General features: G+C 55.7%; 11 protein-coding genes. 2 read left to right on the plus strand and 9 right to left on the minus strand.

What is annotated here, in order from left to right:
• Positions 1–38: 38 nt before the first annotated feature.
• The 6 genes from K1718_RS19840 to K1718_RS19865 form a co-directional block, all read right to left on the minus strand.
• Positions 39–1,922: an ABC transporter substrate-binding protein gene (locus K1718_RS19840; protein WP_209006645.1), complete on the minus strand. Its 1,884-nt coding sequence runs from the start codon at positions 1,920–1,922 to the stop codon at positions 39–41.
• Complete coding sequence (locus K1718_RS19845; protein ID WP_265681103.1) at positions 1,922–3,808, minus strand: ABC transporter ATP-binding protein; 1,887 nt, start codon at positions 3,806–3,808, stop codon at positions 1,922–1,924. The genes K1718_RS19840 and K1718_RS19845 overlap by 1 nt, the downstream gene beginning before the upstream one ends.
• Before the next feature lie 192 nt (positions 3,809–4,000).
• The gene (locus K1718_RS19850; protein WP_265681102.1) at positions 4,001–5,872 is read right to left on the minus strand and encodes an adenylate/guanylate cyclase domain-containing protein; all 1,872 of its coding nucleotides are present in this window, start codon (positions 5,870–5,872) and stop codon (positions 4,001–4,003) included.
• A 95-nt stretch (positions 5,873–5,967) separates the two neighbouring features.
• On the minus strand, positions 5,968–6,561 hold the full coding sequence (locus K1718_RS19855; RefSeq protein WP_265681101.1) for an NUDIX domain-containing protein: 594 nt from the start codon (positions 6,559–6,561) through the stop codon (positions 5,968–5,970).
• 15 nt (positions 6,562–6,576) lie between these two features.
• Positions 6,577–7,755 carry a CaiB/BaiF CoA transferase family protein gene (locus K1718_RS19860; RefSeq protein ID WP_152502609.1) on the minus strand — a complete coding sequence of 393 codons (1,179 nt, stop codon included), beginning with the start codon at positions 7,753–7,755 and terminating at the stop codon, positions 6,577–6,579.
• A 31-nt stretch (positions 7,756–7,786) separates the two neighbouring features.
• Entirely contained in the window at positions 7,787–8,284 is a 498-nt protein-coding gene (locus K1718_RS19865) for a class I SAM-dependent methyltransferase (RefSeq protein WP_152502610.1), read from the minus strand.
• A gap of 209 nt (positions 8,285–8,493) precedes the next feature.
• Here K1718_RS19865 and pepN point away from each other — a divergent pair, with 209 nt between their 5' ends.
• Entirely contained in the window at positions 8,494–11,139 is a 2,646-nt protein-coding gene (pepN, locus tag K1718_RS19870; RefSeq protein WP_265681100.1) for an aminopeptidase N, read from the plus strand.
• A gap of 157 nt (positions 11,140–11,296) precedes the next feature.
• Positions 11,297–13,651 (plus strand): PAS domain-containing sensor histidine kinase, encoded by a 2,355-nt coding sequence (locus tag K1718_RS19875; protein WP_265681099.1) that lies wholly within the window; start codon positions 11,297–11,299, stop codon positions 13,649–13,651.
• Between the two features lie 18 nt (positions 13,652–13,669).
• On the opposite strand, the gene K1718_RS19880 is transcribed toward K1718_RS19875, so the two are convergent.
• Genes K1718_RS19880 through K1718_RS19890 form a run of 3 tightly spaced genes read right to left on the minus strand, consistent with a single transcriptional unit; the run spans position 13,670 to position 18,741 of the window.
• The gene (locus K1718_RS19880) at positions 13,670–16,660 is read right to left on the minus strand and encodes a bifunctional [glutamine synthetase] adenylyltransferase/[glutamine synthetase]-adenylyl-L-tyrosine phosphorylase (RefSeq protein WP_265681098.1); all 2,991 of its coding nucleotides are present in this window, start codon (positions 16,658–16,660) and stop codon (positions 13,670–13,672) included.
• Positions 16,623–18,071: a sensor histidine kinase gene (locus K1718_RS19885; RefSeq protein ID WP_265681097.1), complete on the minus strand. Its 1,449-nt coding sequence runs from the start codon at positions 18,069–18,071 to the stop codon at positions 16,623–16,625. Before K1718_RS19885 ends, K1718_RS19880 begins: the two co-directional genes overlap by 38 nt.
• Positions 18,055–18,741 carry a response regulator transcription factor gene (locus K1718_RS19890; RefSeq protein ID WP_173006089.1) on the minus strand — a complete coding sequence of 229 codons (687 nt, stop codon included), beginning with the start codon at positions 18,739–18,741 and terminating at the stop codon, positions 18,055–18,057. Before K1718_RS19890 ends, K1718_RS19885 begins: the two co-directional genes overlap by 17 nt.
• Positions 18,742–18,767: the final 26 nt, after the last annotated feature.

The following is an 18,767-nucleotide window of genomic DNA, read 5'->3' on the forward strand; positions in this document are numbered from 1 at the left end:
CTCCGTATGAGTCCCGGAAATCCCTTTCAGGTGCTGGTTCAGTTCGTCAGATAGAACTCATCCATACGATGAATTCCAAAATGCGCGCCCGGATCCCAGCCATAGATGCCTTCAAGCGGGACATTTTCCACATTCTTGATCGCAACTGGCTGGCGAACGCCGGAGACAAGACCAATGCGGATTGTCTCGTTGGCATGGATCTGGAGCATCTCATCCCAGATCTTTGTGCGCTCTTCGGGTGTCTTGGAGACGAGCCAGGACTTGTAGAGTTCCATCAAACGCTCGGCAGGCGCCCAATCCGGCTTTTCGCCACCCTCTCCCTGTGTCTCGTAGTAGTCACCCCAGGCGTGCCAAGACAAAACATCTCCATGAACCGGCGCAAGGTCTTCCGGTGGCATTTCTGAAGTTGGAATACCGTTCTCAAGACCCCACCAGACCGACATGACCAGCTGACCGGTGATTGCCCGTTCACGCAGGTTGTCGCGCTGGCTCGGTTTGGCGAACAGTTTGATGCCGAGTTCACCCCACATCTCACCCACCAGTTCCAATGCATCGTCCTGCACCTGGGCTTCGCCTGCTGTCTCCACGATGATTTCGATCGGCCTGCCATCCGGCAGAAGGCGCGTGCCTTCGTCGTCGCGCTTCGTCAGACCAATTTCATCCAGCAGCTCATTGGCCTTGTCCGGGTCATATTCGGCCCACTTGGTCGTGTACTCAGGCTTGTAAAGCGGGCTTGCCGAAAGGATCGTGTCGTTGCCTGGCGTACCAAGACCGAAGAACAGAACACGATTGATCAGATTGCGGTCGATGCCGAGCGACAATGCGTGGCGGAAGCGATTGTCACGGAACAGCGCGCGCCACTCGGGATCCTTCACTGTGAAGTTCGGAAGAATGGAAATTTCGGAGCCCTTGGTATTGGACCACAGCGCCGTCACGTAGTCGTTCTGCTTCTCACCCTTTTTCAGGACGGTGATATCTGAGAAGCTCAAGTTTCTGGCCTGCAGGTCACTCTCGCCGGCTTGCGTTTTCGCCGGGATCAGCTTGCCGTCAGCCACCGTCATGATGACGTTGTCGACATAAGGCAACTGTTGTCCGGTGCTGTCGACCCGATGGTAATATGGATTGCGTTCCAGAATGAACCGAAGATCGCTGTCGTCGCGCATGCGCACCCAGGGCTGAAGGCTTGGAAGCGCGACATTCCGGGCGTTGTACATGTCGTCTCTTTTGGCATGAAGCGGTGCCCAGTTGCGCGCTTTTACCTTGGCAGCTTCCTTGGTGATGAAGTCCGGATCGCCGTATTTCTCATGAAACTGTTTCAGATAATGCGCCGGGCGATAGATAAACGGAGGCCGGGCTTTAGCAAGTTCCGGCAGGAACAGCGGATTGGGCTCATCCCACGTGAAACGAACGGTGGTCTCGTCCACCACCTCGAACTTCGGACCTTTGCCGTTCACAACAAGAAACGGCGGCAAACCGGAGGGTGTCAACTTTTCATTGCTGACAATGTCCTCAAAATAGTAACGGAAGTCTTCGGCTCCAAAAGGATGTCCATCGGACCATTTGTGGCCTTCACGGGTGTGAAACGTGAAAATGCGTCCATCTTCCACTTCAACATCTTCAAGAATGTCGGGCAGCAGCTCCAGCTTGTCGTTATAGCCAACGAGGCGTGCGTAGCCCCAGACATTGATCAGACGCACATCCTTGGCGCGTCCAATAAGTGTGTCGATGGCACCGCCGTGTTTGCCGACCGTGCGGCCCTTGGATTCGAGATCCACGACAAGCGGTTCGGATGGAAGCCTTTCGGCCACCGGTGGAAGTGCCGGGTCGAGCCCTGGCGTTTCCTTCAGTTCCAGCGCGGCCAAAGGCCCCGCGAACATGGCAGCGGTCACAAACAGACCGGCCCTTACGGTGTTCATAAGCATTATGCAGCTGTCCCCTCTTGCGCCCCAGTGTTCTTTAGGCCAGGTGCGCAGACAAAGTGATCCGGTTCCATTTCCACAAGCAACGGTTCCTGACCGTCTACAAGGCGGAATGGTTCCGGCCAAAGTTGCGGCTCTGATGCGTTGTTCGCATCCAGGGCGGCAAAATCAAGTGGCGCTGACAGGTCCGGTTCCGGTACCGCGGACAAGAGCGCTTTTGTATAAGGATGAAGCGGGTTGCCAACCACAGTTCGCGTCTCACCAATTTCAACCAAACGGCCGCGGCACATGACTGCGATCCTGTCGGCAACATAATCGACAACGGCAAGGTTGTGACTGACAAAAAGGTAAGTGAGATTGAGATCTCGCTTCAGGTCCTGAAGCAAATTGAGGATTTGCGCCTGGACAGAAACATCCAGTGCCGACGTCGGCTCATCACACAAGATGAATTCCGGGTTGAGCGTCAGCGCTCTGGCAATACCGATGCGCTGCCTTTGACCTCCGGAAAAGGAATGCGGATACCGTCTCAGGAACCGCGGATCGAGACCGACAAGGTTCATGAGATTGCGCGCGCGTTCCGCGCGCTCCTTCGGCGTACCGACACCATGCACTTCCAAGGGCTCCATCAGCGTGTCGTTGATGGTCATGCGCGGGTTGAGCGAGGAAAACGGATCCTGGAATATCAATTGAACCCGGCGACGGTAATCCATCAAATCCGCGCCACTCAGATTGGCGACGTCTTCCAGTCCTTTGCCGCGGTTGTAGAGAACCTGACCGCCCTCGATACCTATGGCCCTCAATATGGCCTTTGCGGCTGTTGTCTTGCCTGATCCGGATTCGCCGACCAGACCAAGGCATTCTCCGCGGCGAATGGTCAGGCTGATATCGTCCAGAGCGGTCAGGGTCTTGGCCTTGGCCCCGAAGAATGACCCCTTGCGCAGCGTGAACTGCTTGGTCACATTCCGCATTTCAACCAGCGGCTCGCCTGGCGCCACGTCGCAGTGGGGCCTGTTGCTCGTCAGCTCTTCCGATTTCAGAACAATGGGCCGGATCGGCACCAGCCGTTCATCCTTGTCCATGTGAAAGCTTGGAACCGCGTTCAAAAGCGCTTTCAGGTAGTCGTGCTTCGGATCGGAAAAAAGCTGCTGTGCAGTACCTTTCTCCATGATCCGCCCATGATAAATCACTGCGATCTCGTCAGCCATATTGGCAACAACACCGAAATCGTGGGTGATCATCAGAACGGACATGCGCAGTTCCGATTGAACTTCACGGATCAACTTCAGAATTTCCGCCTGGATCGTAACATCGAGAGCCGTTGTCGGCTCATCGGCGATCAACAATGCGGGCCGGCAGATCATCGCCATCGCGATCATGGCTCGTTGGCGCAAGCCACCGGACAACTCAAAGGGATATGTTTCGAGCGCTCTCTCAGGATCGGGAAACTTGACGAGACTGAGCATTGTCTTGGTCAGTTCGCTTGCCTCTGCCCTGGAAACATTCCTGTGCAACAGGGCGGCTTCGCCGATCTGGTCTCCGATCGTGTGGAGCGGCGAGAGTGATGTCATCGGTTCTTGAAAAATAATCGCAACACGATTTCCGCGCAGATGCCGCATTTGCGGCCCCTTGCGTTCCAGAGCCGCGATGTCCACGGGTGGTTCTTCGCCTGTCGGATCTGCCAGAATTACCTTGCCGGACGAGATCTCCGCTGCCTGAGGCAACAGCCCCATGATTGTCTGCGAAATAACGGTCTTGCCGGACCCCGATTCCCCTACCAGCGCGACAGTCCGGTTTTCGGGAACGACAAACGACACATCATCGACAGCACGCACGCGGCCTTCTGCTGTATTAAAATCTACCGTCAGTCCCTCAATCGAGAGAACATTCACTGCGCTTTTCCTCCCCGGCAAGGATTGTCTGCGAGAGGCTTACTAAGCCCTTATTGCAACAGAAAGACAACCAAATTCGCCGGTCGATAGCAATGCAGAAATCAGTGATAAACGACTGTGACGTTCGTCACATTCTCAAAATTTTTTATTGCGGTTCATGATCTTGGCCTGCCAAGTGGCCGGAAACAGGCTCTATTCCGCCGCACTGACGGGAAGGTTTTTGGCCTGAACCGTGCCAACCGGGAACGGATCGAGCCAGTAAACTTCCATCAGACCGCTGCGTCCACGCAGGTGGTGCTCGCCAACAGCCCGCTGATTTTCTTCTTCCGGCAGCCTTGCAATCGTATCCGCGCTTGCCAGGATTGTGACGTCCGGGTGCCCCGGAACTTCCTTGCCGAGGGTCTGCAATCGCTCGGCTGCATTCACCGTGTCACCGACAACGGTATAGTTCCACCGGTCAAGGGCTCCCACGTTGCCAACAACGGCCGGTCCTGTGTGGATGCCAATTCGCAGGCACATCTCAGGCTTTCCGTTCTCTTTTGCCCTGGCATTGGCCTCACGCAACGCCGAAGCAATCCGGCGCGCCGTTCTGACGGCAGCTTCGGCGTGATCGTGTCGCGCATCGGGCGCACCCCAAAACGCCAGCATGCCGTCACCAAGAAACTTGTCGACGGTTCCACCCTCTCCTTCAACCGCCTCCACAAGAATAGCGAAATGATCGTTCAGGAGGCCCGCGGTTTCCTCGGCACTCATGTGTTCAGAAAGCGCAGTGAAGCCAACGATATCGGTAAACAGGATCGTCAGTTCCGCTTCTCTTGCTTCGGCAGCTTCGCCGCCTCCAAGACGCATCAGCTTGATGAACAATGAACGCGGAACATAGGTGTTCATCGCCTTGAGGCCTTCAACCATGGTGTTGAAGGCAAGGGCAACCTGGTCAAGCTCAGCAACCCGACTACGCGGCAACGGTTCGACTTCGTTCAAGGACAGTGTTCCGACACGTTCCGACTGAACGGCCAGTGTCCGCAAAGGCCGTGCAACCCTGCGTCCGATCCAGAATGCAATCAGGACCGAGATGACCAGCGCTCCAAATCCGACAAACATGGAACCGGCCAAACGCTCGACTTCACGCGAGACTGTCGCCCCTAGAAAATACTGGCCGATTGTAAATGGCTTTTGGCTGAAACCGGAAAGCGCGGCCTTCATCAAGATGAATTCGGCGTCTCCAACCTGAACAAACGAAACCTCGATACCTAGGTCCGCTGCCTTTTCGAACTCGGTCAGCTTTTCCTCGTCCGACATTCCCGCCAGCACCGGATCCCCCGCAGTTGTGAGCGCACTGGGCAGCTTCGCCTTGATTTCGCTGCCGGTCTGCAAGTCACCGGTATCTGAGTGCATGATGACTCGGTTGTCGCCATCCAGAATGAAAACCGTATTGTCCCTGCCCTCGTCCTGAGAGGCCACGATGTGAGTCAGGTCTTCCATGGAACTGGCGGCCGTTAGCAGGCCCTTGACCTTGCCATCTTGCACGATCGGAACCGAGACATTTGCAAAAAGGCCGACTTCATGCTCCACCAGCGGACCCCAGCTCGGCGGGCTGTCGGCATCAAGTTTTGGCAAGGCCCTCGATGTCATGCCGGGCGGCGGAACATCGCTCTCGATACGCCACATTTTTCCATTTGGAGCGCGATAGATCCCCATGCGTTTGCCTGAGGGATCCGTTACCGCAAGTGTCGTAATATCGTTGTTGGAGTTCAGTGCTATTTTCAGGTCTTCGAGCGTACGCTCAGGGTTTTCAAAGCCGAGAGTGCCGTCGTCGAAATAGGGTTTCAGTCCAACAACCGCACTTTGAACCGAGCCGAAATGCGTGCGCAACTGTTGCTCAAGCGCCTGCGTGCTCAAAATCGCCTTGTCGTTCAAAAGCGAGAACGTGTTCTTGAAGTTGGCGGCGACGGAAAGACCAAGCACAAGGCCGATGGCGATTGCGACAAATGCCCCAAAGCCAAGTCCAACGACGGTGGCCAAGCGCAGCTTCAAACGCCGGTCATTCCGTGCTGGTTTTGCCATTGGCCAATTTCCTCGATTTACATCTGGCAGCTTACTAGCCTGAAAAGAGCCGTCAATTTAAGAGATGTAACAGTGTTATCGAAGCTGTCCCCAGCTCAGTCTTTGCTCACAGAAAACTGCCGAAGTGCAAGTTCCTGCAGCAAAATAATTGTCTTCGCATCCCTGATCTCGCCCGACCGCATCATGCCAAGTGCGTCACGCAGGGGAACATGAACAACCTCGATGTCCTCCCCTTCGTCTTCCGCGCCTCCGCCGACGGCCACCTTATTCTTCAAATGGTAAGTGCCAGTGAAAAATGCCAGATACTCGGTGACGGACCCTGGGCTCATATAGGCATCGAAAAGGTGATTGAGTTCGGAAACCTCAAATCCGGTTTCTTCGATCAGCTCCAGACGCATGCGTTCTTCCGGCTGCGCTCCTTCAAGCAACCCGGCGGGTGCTTCGATCAAAAACGGGTCTGAGCCGCTCAACCAGACCGGCAGCCGGAATTGTCTCGTCAGCAGCACACAATCCGTTTCCGGGTCGTGCAGAAGACAGGCTACGCCGTGGCCTCGATCATAGGCTTCACGGATCTGCTCCTGCCATCTTCCGTCCTTGCGGCGATAGTCAACCTTGAACTGGGTCAGCGTGCCCCATTCATTGGCCAGAACCTTGGTGCCCTTGACCTTCAGATACTCTGTATCTTTCACGCAATTCTCCAATTTTCAGGAGTCGGATTGCAGACCGAGCTCCTCAAGGATTTCTTCTGTGTGTTCTCCGAGCACAGGAGCCGCCTTTTCAAGAACGAGATTTCCATTCTTGAAGCTAATCGGCGTACGTACTGAAGAAACGTTTCCTGTCGCTGACTGCGATGCGGGAAGATCAACTTTCATGCCCCGGTGCCGAACCTGTTCATCGTTAAAGACATCTTCAACGGAATTGATAGGACCGGCAGGAACGCCTTCCTTTTCCAGCGCGCTCAGAAGGTCGTCTCGGCGGTATCCGGCCATTGCCTCCGTCAGGAGAGGCACCAATTCATCGCGAGCGGCAACGCGCGCAGCGTTGGAAGCAAATTCGGCGCGCTTCGGCAGTTCAGGGCACCCCAAAACGTCACACAGTCTTACAAATTGACCATCGTTGCCGACGGCGATGATCAGGTGACCATCGGCGACAGGGAACACCTGGTAGGGAACGATGTTGGGATGCGCATTGCCAAGGCGTTTTGGCGTGTTGCCGGACACAAAGTAGTTCAGCGCTTGATTGGCGAGCACTCCGACCTGGGCATCCAGCAAAGCCATGTCGATCCACTCACCCTCGCCGGTCTGATCACGACGTCTGAGGGCAGCCAAAACACCCACGACACCGTAAAGACCCGTGAAGATATCGGCAAAGGCAACACCGATTTTTTGAGGGTCGCCGTCAGGGTCGCCTGTCAGATCCATAATGCCGCCCATACCCTGGATCATGAAATCATATCCAGCGCGGTGAGCGTACGGCCCGTCCTGACCGAACCCGGTGATCGAACAGTAGATCAGTTTCGGATTGACCTTGCTAAGGCTGTCATAGTCGAGGCCGTATTTCTCCAGGCCACCAACCTTGAAGTTTTCGATCAGAATATCGGCCTCGGCGACAAGCCGCCGAACAATGTCCTGTCCTTCCTCGGTCCGGAAATCGACGGTGATTGAGCGTTTCCCCCTGTTACAGGCGTGGAAATAAGCAGCGTCACTGCGCTCATCGGCATCGCCATCCACAAATGGTGGCCCCCACCCTCTGGTGTCATCGCCTTGCGGACTTTCGACCTTGATAACATCAGCGCCAAGATCTGCCAGCGTCTGACCCGTCCAGGGACCAGCCAGAATTCGGGCAAGTTCAACAACCTTGATGCCTTCCAGTGGGGCGCTCATAGTCTTGATATCCTTGAACGGTCAGGAATGATCAGGTTTCCGAAACTTTGCGGTAGATGTGATACCGGCCGGGATGAATGCCTTCCGGTTTGTCGAGCGTTTCGAAATTCGAAAGCTCCAGTTTCAATGCCGTCAGGACGAAACCGCCAACTGCCATGCGTTCGTTCAAAAGAGGCGCGAGCCAGTGAACGATGGCAAGGTCATTGGTCGGATCGGCAGAACCGATGTCAATATGGGCAAACGAGGCCTTTGCACCAACACGAGGTTCGCAAAATGCCAGTGTGTCGCGTATATCACCGAGGATCATATGGTCCGCATCCGGCGCGCAGCTCGGATGGCAATTCATGGCAAAATCAAATACGAAAATTTCCTTTTCTGGGTAGATTTCCCGAAGATGGTCATAGGTCCGGCCGTTTCCCAACCCCAGCTCCAGGACCGGTCCATCGACCTGATTGACCTTTTCGACCAGATACTCGAGCAAGATTTTCTGCGAGGTCATGCGGCGGATAAAGCTGTCCAGACGGCTCATTCAAAATGTCCCTTCAAGTGACGTTGCCCCTCACATAGACAAAGGCCGGAGCCGCGTCAAAACCTGTGCTTAAATTGCTGTCACCGGGTGCTGGAATTGGGGATCGACAGCGCGCCATGGAATCTAGACTTTGCCATGTTCCGCGATCATGTTAACGCGGGAACCCAATCCGCTGCCAACGCTTGGCCATTGTCACTCAGGAGATCCAGATGCGTTCTGAAACGGCGCCCGCCATCCGGCTGGAAGACTATCAACCGCCTGCTTATCGCATTGGGACGGTAGATCTTCGCGTCGAACTTGCGCCAAGCGAAACCATCGTAAGGGCGGTACTGTCCATAACGCGGCAAGACGGGACACACCCTGGAACCCCGCTGGAACTTGACGGCGACGATTTGGCACTGGTGTCCCTGACGATTGACGGGCGCGTGCCTGGCCAAGACGAATTCAACGCTGCACCGGATCGTTTGGAGCTATTCACGCCCCCGGCGGAGTCGTTTGAACTTGAGCTTGTTACCCGCCTTGACCCGGATGCCAATACCAAACTCATGGGGCTGTACCGTTCGTCCGGGACCTATTGCACGCAATGCGAAGCGGAAGGGTTTCGCCGTATCACTTATTTCCTCGATCGGCCCGACGTCCTATCCGTCTACACAACTCGACTGGAGGCTGAAAAAGACGCCTGTCCGGTTCTCTTGGCCAATGGCAACCTTATCGAAGAAGGTCCCCTTGGTGACAGCGGGCGGCATTTTGCAGTCTGGCACGATCCGCATCCCAAACCGGCGTATTTATTTGCGCTTGTTGCCGGTGACCTTGCCCGGGTTCCTGCCCGTTTCTCCACGCAATCCGGCAATGAAATTGCGCTCAACATTTATGTTGAACACGGCAAAGAAGATCGATGCGCCTGGGCTATGGACTCCTTGATACGTTCCATGCGTTGGGACGAAGAGGTCTTTGGGCTCGAATATGATCTGGACGTCTTCAACATTGTCGCCGTTTCGGACTTCAACATGGGAGCGATGGAGAACAAGGGCCTTAATATCTTCAACGACAAATATGTTCTCGCCGATCCGGAGACAGCGACCGATCAGGATTTCGCCAACATAGAAGCCGTGATCGCACATGAATACTTTCACAACTGGACCGGCAATCGCATCACCTGCCGAGACTGGTTCCAGTTGTGCCTGAAGGAAGGCTTGACGGTTTTCCGCGACCAGGAGTTTTCTTCCGATATGCGCTCCCGCGCCGTGAAGCGGATCGCAGATGTCAGATTGCTCAAATCCCACCAGTTTCCTGAAGACGCAGGCCCGCTTGCACATCCGGTCCGGCCAAGAACTTATCATGAAATCAACAACTTCTACACCGCCACGGTTTATGAAAAGGGTGCTGAAGTTGTCCGAATGCTAAAAACACTGATTGGCGATGATGCCTTCAAGGCAGGACTTGATCTTTATTTTGAGCGACATGACGGCGACGCCACGACAATCGAGGCCTTCCTGGCATGTTTTTCCGAAGCAGCGTCAACCAATCTCGATCAGTTTTCGCGTTGGTATGAACAGGCTGGCACACCGGTTGTGACAGCCGAGACCGACTACGATGAGGGTTCCAAGACATTCACTGTGTCGCTCTCCCAGGAAATTCCTCCTGTACCTGGTCAGAAAAACAGCAAACCGGCAGTAATTCCGCTGCGTTTCGGGCTCATTGGTGCAAATGGAAATGACCTCGATACCGGGGCTCCCGAGGGGACACGCCTGCAAGGCGACGTACTCATACTCAACAAGGCTCATCAGAAGATCACCTTCGACAATATTGAATCCCGTCCCGTCCTGTCACTGCTCAGAGGGTTTTCCGCGCCAGTCAGGCTCAATCAAAGCCTGTCACAAGACGAACTGGTGTTCCTCGCCGCCAAAGACAGCGATCCCTTCAACAGGTGGCAGGCCGTTCAAACCCTGTTGATGAAAGATCTCGTGCGACTGACCGGTGAAACGAGGCAGGGAAACCGCGCAGCACCGTCCTCGGATACAATTGCCGTGATCGGCAATGTTCTGACCGATGCATCGCTGGATGAAGCATTGCGCGCTCAGGCTCTAGTCCTGCCGAGTGAAGCCGATATTGCGCAGGAGATCGGCAAGAACGTTGATCCTGATGCCGTTTACGAGGCGCGCCAGCAACTGCGAAAGGCCATTGCAGGCGCTCACGGGGCTGAATTTCAGTCGATTGCCAAGTCTGCCATGCCAAACGGCCCCTTTTCTCCTGATGCTGCAAGCGCCGGCAAGCGCGCACTCGCCAATCGAGCGCTTTCCTTTGTCGCCGTCTCTGAACTGGCAGGGGCTGCTGAAACGATCTGGGAACGTTTTGCCGCAGCGTACAATATGACCGACAGGATCTCCGCACTGACACTGCTTGTCCATGACCACCTTGCCAAGGAAGAAGAAGCTCTCGCCACTTATCTCAAGCGGCATGAGAGCAATTCGCTGGCCATGGACAAATGGTTCATGACGCAGGCGACAGCCCCTGGAGCAGAAACTCTGGCAAAGGTTCGCGCACTCAAGACCCACCCGCTCTATGATGCCGGCAACCCGAACCGGGTGCGCTCTTTGCTGCAATCCTTTGCAACAGGAAATCCGACACAGTTTGCACGAGGTGACGGTGCTGGATTTGAGCTTGTTGCCGAATCAGTATTGGAGATCGATCGCCGGAATCCACAGGTTGCTTCCAGGCTTTTGACCAGTTTCCGTTCGTGGCGCGCACTAGACCCACAACGTTCTGCCCTTGCTGAAACTGCCCTCTTGAGGGTTTCATCATTCGAAAATCTGTCAAGAGACAGTCGCGATATCGTCGACAGAACACTGCAATAGTGTGAAATACTGGAAAAGGTTAACGCAACAGCCGGTAAAGCGTCGCCGCGTTAACCATTTTCTTCTTGGCAAGGTCTGGACAAAAACTCATGTTTTGATTCAAATGGAAGTGATTCGGGGCCGACCCCGAGACGGCGGTTTTTGAGGCACACTTCCTATGGCGCGAGCATTGGCTGGCGACGCATCTGCGCGGCGCGGCGATAAGGAGTCAAACGGCGACACAAGAACAAGCGACACCAGCTTGTCTCTCCGCTCTCTGCTCACTGCCCTCTCCTCAGGCCTGGCGAGATCAGACAGCCTGATGCGCCGTCTTATTCCGGGCCTCGCCATCATCTTCATCATCGTCCTTGCGATATTCCGAGCCGGTGAGCTGGCAAACGGATATACAGACACGCAGCGCTCGGCGCAGACAACCCTCAGCTTGATGGCGACTGTCGTTTCAAACAGTCTCGACGCATCAGAAACAACCCTGCCCGAAACCGGCTACAGGACGACGCTCAAGCGCATTCTCGCTGACAGTCTGCCAGCTGGAGCAACCAGCCAGGGACGTATCTACATTGTCGCCGACAAATCAGGCACTGTCGTTGCAACTGCGCCCATTCAGCCTGGTCTTGAGAGCCGGCCGATCACCGACTTGCTCGGCCCGTCACAGCCGCTGACAGTCTTTGGCGCACGGGCCGGTGTACTGTCCATTCCCGCGGACATCGGCGGCCTCGACCAGGAAGAGCAAGTTTTCGCGACAGTCCATCATTTGTCCGGTCGTCTTGGCATGATCGCCGTTATTCAACCGGAAACGGACATCTATTCGAGCTGGCGCAACGATCTTTCGGCCAACGTAACCTTGTTCGTCGGAACGTCCCTGGTTCTTCTGGCCGTGATCTACGGCTTCTTCAGCCAGGCAACACGCGCGGAAACTGCCGACGAAATGTATGCGACCACAAGAGGACGCATTGATACCGCCCTCACCCATGGTCGCTGCGGTCTCTTTGACTGGGACCTTTCCAGAGGCCGGATGTTCTGGTCGTCTTCGCTCTACGAGTTGCTCGGGCGAGAGCCGAAAGACGATATTCTGAGCTTTGCAGACGTCGCGGACATCACCCACCCGGATGATATCGACCTTCTCGGCCTTGCAGAACACCTGCTTGAAAGCGGCGAAACACTGGTCGACGAGACTTTTCGCATGCGGCATTCAGACGGAAGCTGGATCTGGCTTCGCGCTCGCGGTGAGATCCAGTCAGAACCTGGCCGCGCAGAACCGCATCTCATCGGCATTTGCATCGACATCACCGAACAGCATGAGCTGGCGGAGCAAAGCCGGATGGCTGACCTGCGTTTGCGTGACGCGATCGAGACCATTTCGGAGGCTTTTGTTCTCTGGAATGCCAAAAACGAATTGGTCATCTGCAACTCCAACTATCAGTCACTGCACAGCCTGCCGAGCGCGGTCATCAAGGCGGGAACGCCCTATCAGGCTGTCATGGAGGCCGCATCCAATTCGGAAGTCGCACCGAAGCCGATCACCGTGACACAGCGTGGCGGAGCGCCTGAAGGCTCCTATGAGGCTCAACTGGAAGACGGCCGCTGGCTGCAGATCTCCGAGCGCCGCACCAAAGACGGTGGCTTCGTTTCCGTCGGCACCGACATTACCGCGCTGAAAAAGCACGAAGAAAAACTGATGGAGTCGGAGAAACGGTTGAAGGCCACGGTTTCCGATCTGCAGAAATCCCGTCAGACACTTGAAATCCAGGCACGCCAGCTCGTGGAAATGGCGGATAAATACCAGGAAGAAAAGACACGGGCTGAAGCTGCCAACCAGGCCAAATCAGAGTTTCTGGCAAATATTTCGCATGAGCTGCGCACACCGCTCAATGCGATCATCGGCTTCTCCGATATCATGACGCAAGAAATGTTCGGACCTCTCGGCACTGATCGTTACAATGACTATTGCAAGGACATCTATTCCTCCGGAACTTACCTGCTCAATGTGATCAACGACGTCCTCGACATGTCCAAAATCGAGGCCGGGCGCATGTCTATCGAAACCGAAATTGTCAGCGCGACAGCAGCGGCGGCAGATGCGGGTCGGATCGTTACTGGCGCGGCGACCGAAAAGAACATCACCGTGGTCGAGGACGTTTCGGACAACTACCAGGTGCTGGCAGACAAACGGGCGCTGAAGCAGATCCTCCTGAACCTGCTTGCCAATGCAGTGAAATTCACACCGGACAACGGCACAGTCACACTGCGGGCCATCCCGCGCGGCGACAAGCTGCGCTTCGAGGTGACAGACACGGGCATAGGCATATCCGAGCGCGACATAGAACGTCTCGCGCAACCGTTCGTGCAGGTTGAAAACCAGTTCACCAAGACCCACCAGGGCTCCGGCCTTGGACTGGCCATCGCGCGTTCACTCGTTGAACTTCATGGCGGCAAGCTGACAATTGAATCTGAGGTCAAAAAGGGTACGACCGTCAGCTTCACGCTTCCAATTGCCGAGGCAGAAGCCGCCTAGTCGCGCCGCGCAGACCGATCATTCCTCGATCTCGACTTTTCCAATCAATCGCACGAACACTGAACGAACCTTACTTTGCAGTTCCGCCAGCTCCGCCTCCAGTCGCACGAATGTCGGGCTCGAGGACGCCTGAACAAGCAGGTCAAGCACGCCACCTGGAGCCTCCGAAGGCACAAACTTGCCGGACAGCACAAGCCGAAGGATCTGCGTTAGCCTGTGGTAGAGACGCAACGCCTCCAGCAACAACTCCGCATCGCCGAGTGCCAGGAAGCCAGCGTCCCGCAGTTTTTCCAGCGCCTCTTCTGTTCCCTGCGCCAGAATCTCTTTGCTTTTTTCGGCATTGGCCAGTTGCAGGAATTGAGCAATGAATTCGATATCGACCAAGCCACCGGCGACCTGTTTCAGGTCCCAGACATCTTTAGTTCCCTTTTCCTTTTCAATGCGCGCCCGCATGGCCCGCACGTCATTGGCAAGTTGCGCAAGATCCCGTGGTTTGGTCAGCGTCTCGCAGATGTTCCCGATAATCCTGGCTCTGAACTCCGGTGACGACGACGCAATCACTCTGGCTCGGGTCAAAGCCATATGCTCCCAGGTCCACGCTTCCTTTTCCTGGTAGGCGATGAAGCCGCCCAGATTTGTTGCCAATGGGCCAGCGTTGCCGGATGGACGCAGCCTGAAGTCAACCTCATAAAGAGAGCCTTCTGCTGTCGGCGCAGACAGAGCGGTGACAAGCCTTTGCGTCAGGCGGGTGTAGTATTGTGAAATCGCCAATGGCCGTCGTCCATCGGACTCTTTGACATCCTCCGGAGCGTCATAGAGCAAGATCAGATCGAGATCCGAGGCAGCGGTCATCTCACGTCCGCCAAGTTTCCCCATGGCAAGAACCGCGACTTCTCCCCCTGGAACACTGCCGTGGTTCTCACCGACATGAGAAATCACCTGCCGCAGGATGCGGTCGACAACAACTTCGGCCAGTCTGGCCAAAGCAAACCCGACCCGGTCGGCGGAAAGCGTGTCTGAGATCAACCTCAAGCCGATCAGAAACTGCTGTTCCTGAGTAAAGATGCGCGCCCTGTCCAAGGCTTCTTCGTAAAAGCGAGACTGTGCAAGCGTACGATCAAGACCGACGCGAAACTCCTGTACGCTTGGCATGGCACCGAAGAAGGCCGGATCAAGGACCGCGTCCAGAACATGCACGCGCTTTGAAACCGTTTCGGCCATGCGCGGGGCAGCTCCCATGGTCGTTGCAAGCAACGACAGCAACTGCGGGTTCGATCTCAAAAGCGAAAACAATTGCACGCCGGCGGGGAGTTTGGACAGGAAACTGTCGAATGCTCTTAGCGCCGAATCCGCGTTGTCCGTTGCCGCGAGCGCTCCGATCAGTGAGGGATGCATTTCGGTCAAGCGCTCACGGGCCTTGGTCGACCGTGTGCAGGGATAGCGGCCGAAGTGCCAGGATTTGACAATGTTGGCGGCCTCGGACGGCTGCTGAAAGCCGAGCCTCGCCAGGGTATCCAGCGTATCGGGATCATGATCATCACCGGTGAAGACCAGATTGCCCAGCTCGGACGACAAGCCGGGCTCGTCTTCGAAGAGTTCAGCATAGTGATGCAGCACCTTGCGCAGATGATCGAGCAAGACTTTCTCGAACTCGGGCAGGCCTTCAAACCCCATCAATGCGGCGACACGATTGAGACCCTCGTTGTCTTTTGGCAAAAGCTGGGTCTGCTCGTCATTCATCATTTGAATGCGATGTTCCACATCCCGCAAGAAGACATAGGCGTTCCTCAACTCATCTCTTGCGCGCACCCGGATCCAATCCGCATCGCAAAGCGCATCAAGCATTTCAAGTGTCCGGCGCCCACGCAGTTCAGGATTGCGGCCACCTGCAATCAGCTGCTGCGTTTGAACGAAGAATTCCACTTCTCGAATACCGCCACGTCCAAGCTTGACGTTGTGGCCAGCAACGGCAATGGCGCCGTGGCCTTTGTGCATATGGATTTGCCGCTTGATCGACTGCACATCCGAAATCGCTGCGAAGTCCAGATACTTACGCCAGATAAAAGGCACAATTTCTCTGAGGAATTCCTTGCCTGCCGGAATGTCGCCAGCGCAAGGCCGGGCTTTGATCAGTGCTGCTCTCTCCCAATTCTGCCCGAGAGATTCATAGTAGACCAATGCTGCGGGAACGGACATTGCCAGCGGTGTTGCGCCCGGATCGGGACGCAGGCGCAAATCAGTTCGAAAGACGTAACCGTCAGCCGTTCTGTCCTGCATGATCTTTACCAGGCGCCGGGTCATGCGAACAAATTCAACAGGAGCTTCTGCATTGCCGGACATCGGTGCCTTGTCCGGGTCGTAGAGCACGATCAGATCGATGTCTGAAGAATAATTGAGTTCGTTTGCACCGTGTTTGCCCATTGCAAGCACGATCACTCCGCTGTCGACCTCGGGCCGCTCGTCGTCAACAGGCGAAAACTTGTTGCGGCGGGTCAGATCCTTGAGGCAAAACCGGATGGCTGCTGTCAGCGCCGCGTCGGCGAAACCGGCAAGCGCGCCCGTTACCTGGTCCAGCACAATTGCTCCGCAGACATCCGCCAGCCCCAATGTCAGCGCAAGGTTCTGCTTGAACAGTCTGAGCGCTTGCATGATACCGTCTTCATCTTCCGCGACTGCATTTTCTGCTTCTGACAACAGTCGACCGATGCGCTCCTCTGGCACCTCCTGCAGCAAGGCCAACAAGCGCGGCGGATCAGCAAGCATCAGGTCGCGCAAATAAGGGGAATTGGAAATAATGCCTGAGAGAAATTCGCCCAGGTTCGGTTTTTCCCCGATCAGGTTTTTCAGGAGTTCGCCCGCTTCAGGATGATCCAGCAGGTCTTTCAGAAAAAGGTCTGCATGGTCCGGATCGGGCGTTGTCGGGACGATGGTTATCCGGTCAGCAAGAAGACCTCTGGTGCCAGTTTTGCCATCAAGAGCGTTTCTCTCCGGTTTTCCCGTCTTGTCCATTTCCACTCCCGCTGCCATCCGGCTCTGCCGGCTTCAAGTCGATCCGGGCGGACAGGCCCGGCGTCTCATTCTTGAAGCGCAACTCTCCTCCATGCAAGCGGGCGACTGCCTTGACAAGGCTCAATCCAAGGCCGGTTCCAGGTTCTGAACGGCTTTCTTCTAGACGCACGAAGCGCTCTTTCACCCGGTCCTGATCCTTCTCCGGAATACCAGCACCGTTGTCGCTGACCGACAGCTGCACCCGGTCATCTTCCAGACGTGCCGACATTCGGATCACGAGATCACCTTCTATAGGGCGGCCATATTTCAAGGCGTTTTCAGTCAGGTTGACCAGAACCTGGCTGATCAGGTCCTTGTTGCATTCAGCGTATAGGCCGGCTGGTACCTCGGTCTCAAGGCGCCCGCCTTCATCTTCAACGAGCGGTTCATAGAGCTCTGCGATTTCCGCGACCATCTTGTTCAGATCTGTCGGCTCCATGACCGTTCCAGGCGCCATCGATTCAATTCTGGCGATCCTCAGCAATGCATTGAAAATCCGAAGCAGGTGGTCGGTCTCATCGAGTGTGGCTTCGAGAGCGTCGCGATACCCCTCTTCTCCCTTTGCATCGCGCAATGCGATTTCGATGCGTGTCTGAAGGCGCGTCAGGGGCGTTTTCAAGTCATGGGCGATGTTGTCGGTCACGTCTTTCATCGACTGCATGAGCAGCTCAATGCGTTCCAGCATGGTGTTGAGATTGATCGCAAGCCGATCGAATTCATCATTATTGCCCGCAACAGACAGCCGGCCTGTCAAATCGCCGTGCATAATGGTCCGGCTGGTGGCGGAGATATCGTCGATACGCTTCATCACGCGGCTGTTGACAAAAAACCAGGTGATCGCGCCCATCAGAACAATAACGACGAGCCAGAGCCGCAGCGCGTTCGCCAACAAATTGGAGAATTTCAGCTGATCGCCGAGGTCCCGTCCGACAAGAAGACGAAAGCCGCCGCGCAGCTCAAACGTGCGCACCATGGCCTGGCGTTCAATATCTTCGGTATTCTGACCAAGCCTCGTGTAGCGTACGCGGCGCAATCCGCCATCGGCTTCTTCGAGCACAACGGTCGGAAGGCGGGCAATGTTTCCGACAAGGGCATTGCCGGCAAAGTCGGTCAGCAGATAGAGGCTGGCGTCAGGATGTCTGGAGCGACGGTCAATGGTTTCCACCAGATCACGGACGCCACCGCGAACGTACACATCCGCCAATCCCTTAAGCTCGGAATCGACGGATTGAACGACCTGCTCGGACATCAGGTGGTCGGTGTTTTCAGCCACGTAAACGACCAGAAAACCGGACATGACCGTGAAAACGCCGACATAGAGCAACGACAGCTTGAATGCCGTCGTTCGAGTAAATCTAGTGAGCCGCGTCACGGATCGTGTATCCAGCACCTCTGATGGTGTGCAGAAGCGGTGTGGCGAAGCCCTTGTCGATCTTGCCGCGCAAGCGCGAGATATGAACGTCGATCACATTGGTTTGCGGGTCGAAATGATACTCCCAGACATTTTCCAGAAGCATGGTGCGGGTGACCACCTGACCGGCATTCTGCATCAGGTATTCGAGCAAACGGAATTCTCGAGGTTGAAGAGGGATTTCGGTTTCGCCCCGGCGGCAGGAATGCGCCATACGGTCAAGTGTCAGATCACCGACGGTATAGGTTGTTTCGACCTGGCTGGCGGATTTCGGCCGTCTGGCAAGCGCTTCGACACGCGCCTGGAGTTCGGTAAAGGCATAAGGTTTGGGCAGATAGTCGTCGCCGCCGGCTTTCAGGCCCTTGACCCGGTCATCCACCTGACCGAGGGCGGAAAGGATCAACACCGGTGTATGATTGCCTTCGTCGCGAAGCTGCTGAATCACGGACAGTCCATCCAGCCGGGGCAACATGCGGTCGACAATGAGGATGTCGTAGTCGCTGTCCAGCGACATCTGCAATCCTGTCTGCCCGTCTGCGGCCTGGTCGGCCGTGTGCCCGAGTTCGGTCAGGCCCTTCACGAGGTAGCTGGCCGCTTCGGGATCATCTTCGATAACAAGAATCCTCAACATAGCTTCCTTTTACCGTGAGTTGCGCA

The sequence above is a fragment of the Roseibium porphyridii genome (genome assembly GCF_026191725.2).
Taxonomy (GTDB): Bacteria; Pseudomonadota; Alphaproteobacteria; order Rhizobiales; family Stappiaceae; genus Roseibium; species Roseibium porphyridii.

Bases quoted from the DNA above. Each gene is read 5' to 3' on its own strand.
- K1718_RS19840 (WP_209006645.1), bottom strand. From the start codon at position 1,922: ATGCTTATGAACACCGTAAGGGCCGGTCTGTTTGTGACCGCTGCCATG.
- K1718_RS19850 (WP_265681102.1), bottom strand. From the start codon at position 5,872: ATGGCAAAACCAGCACGGAATGACCGGCGTTTGAAGCTGCGCTTGGCC.
- K1718_RS19860 (WP_152502609.1), bottom strand. From the start codon at position 7,755: ATGAGCGCCCCACTGGAAGGCATCAAGGTTGTTGAACTTGCCCGAATT.
- K1718_RS19865 (WP_152502610.1), bottom strand. From the start codon at position 8,284: ATGAGCCGTCTGGACAGCTTTATCCGCCGCATGACCTCGCAGAAAATC.
- pepN (WP_265681100.1), top strand. From the start codon at position 8,494: ATGCGTTCTGAAACGGCGCCCGCCATCCGGCTGGAAGACTATCAACCG.
- K1718_RS19875 (WP_265681099.1), top strand. From the start codon at position 11,297: ATGGCGCGAGCATTGGCTGGCGACGCATCTGCGCGGCGCGGCGATAAG.
- K1718_RS19880 (WP_265681098.1), bottom strand. From the start codon at position 16,660: ATGGACAAGACGGGAAAACCGGAGAGAAACGCTCTTGATGGCAAAACT.
- K1718_RS19890 (WP_173006089.1), bottom strand. From the start codon at position 18,741: ATGTTGAGGATTCTTGTTATCGAAGATGATCCCGAAGCGGCCAGCTAC.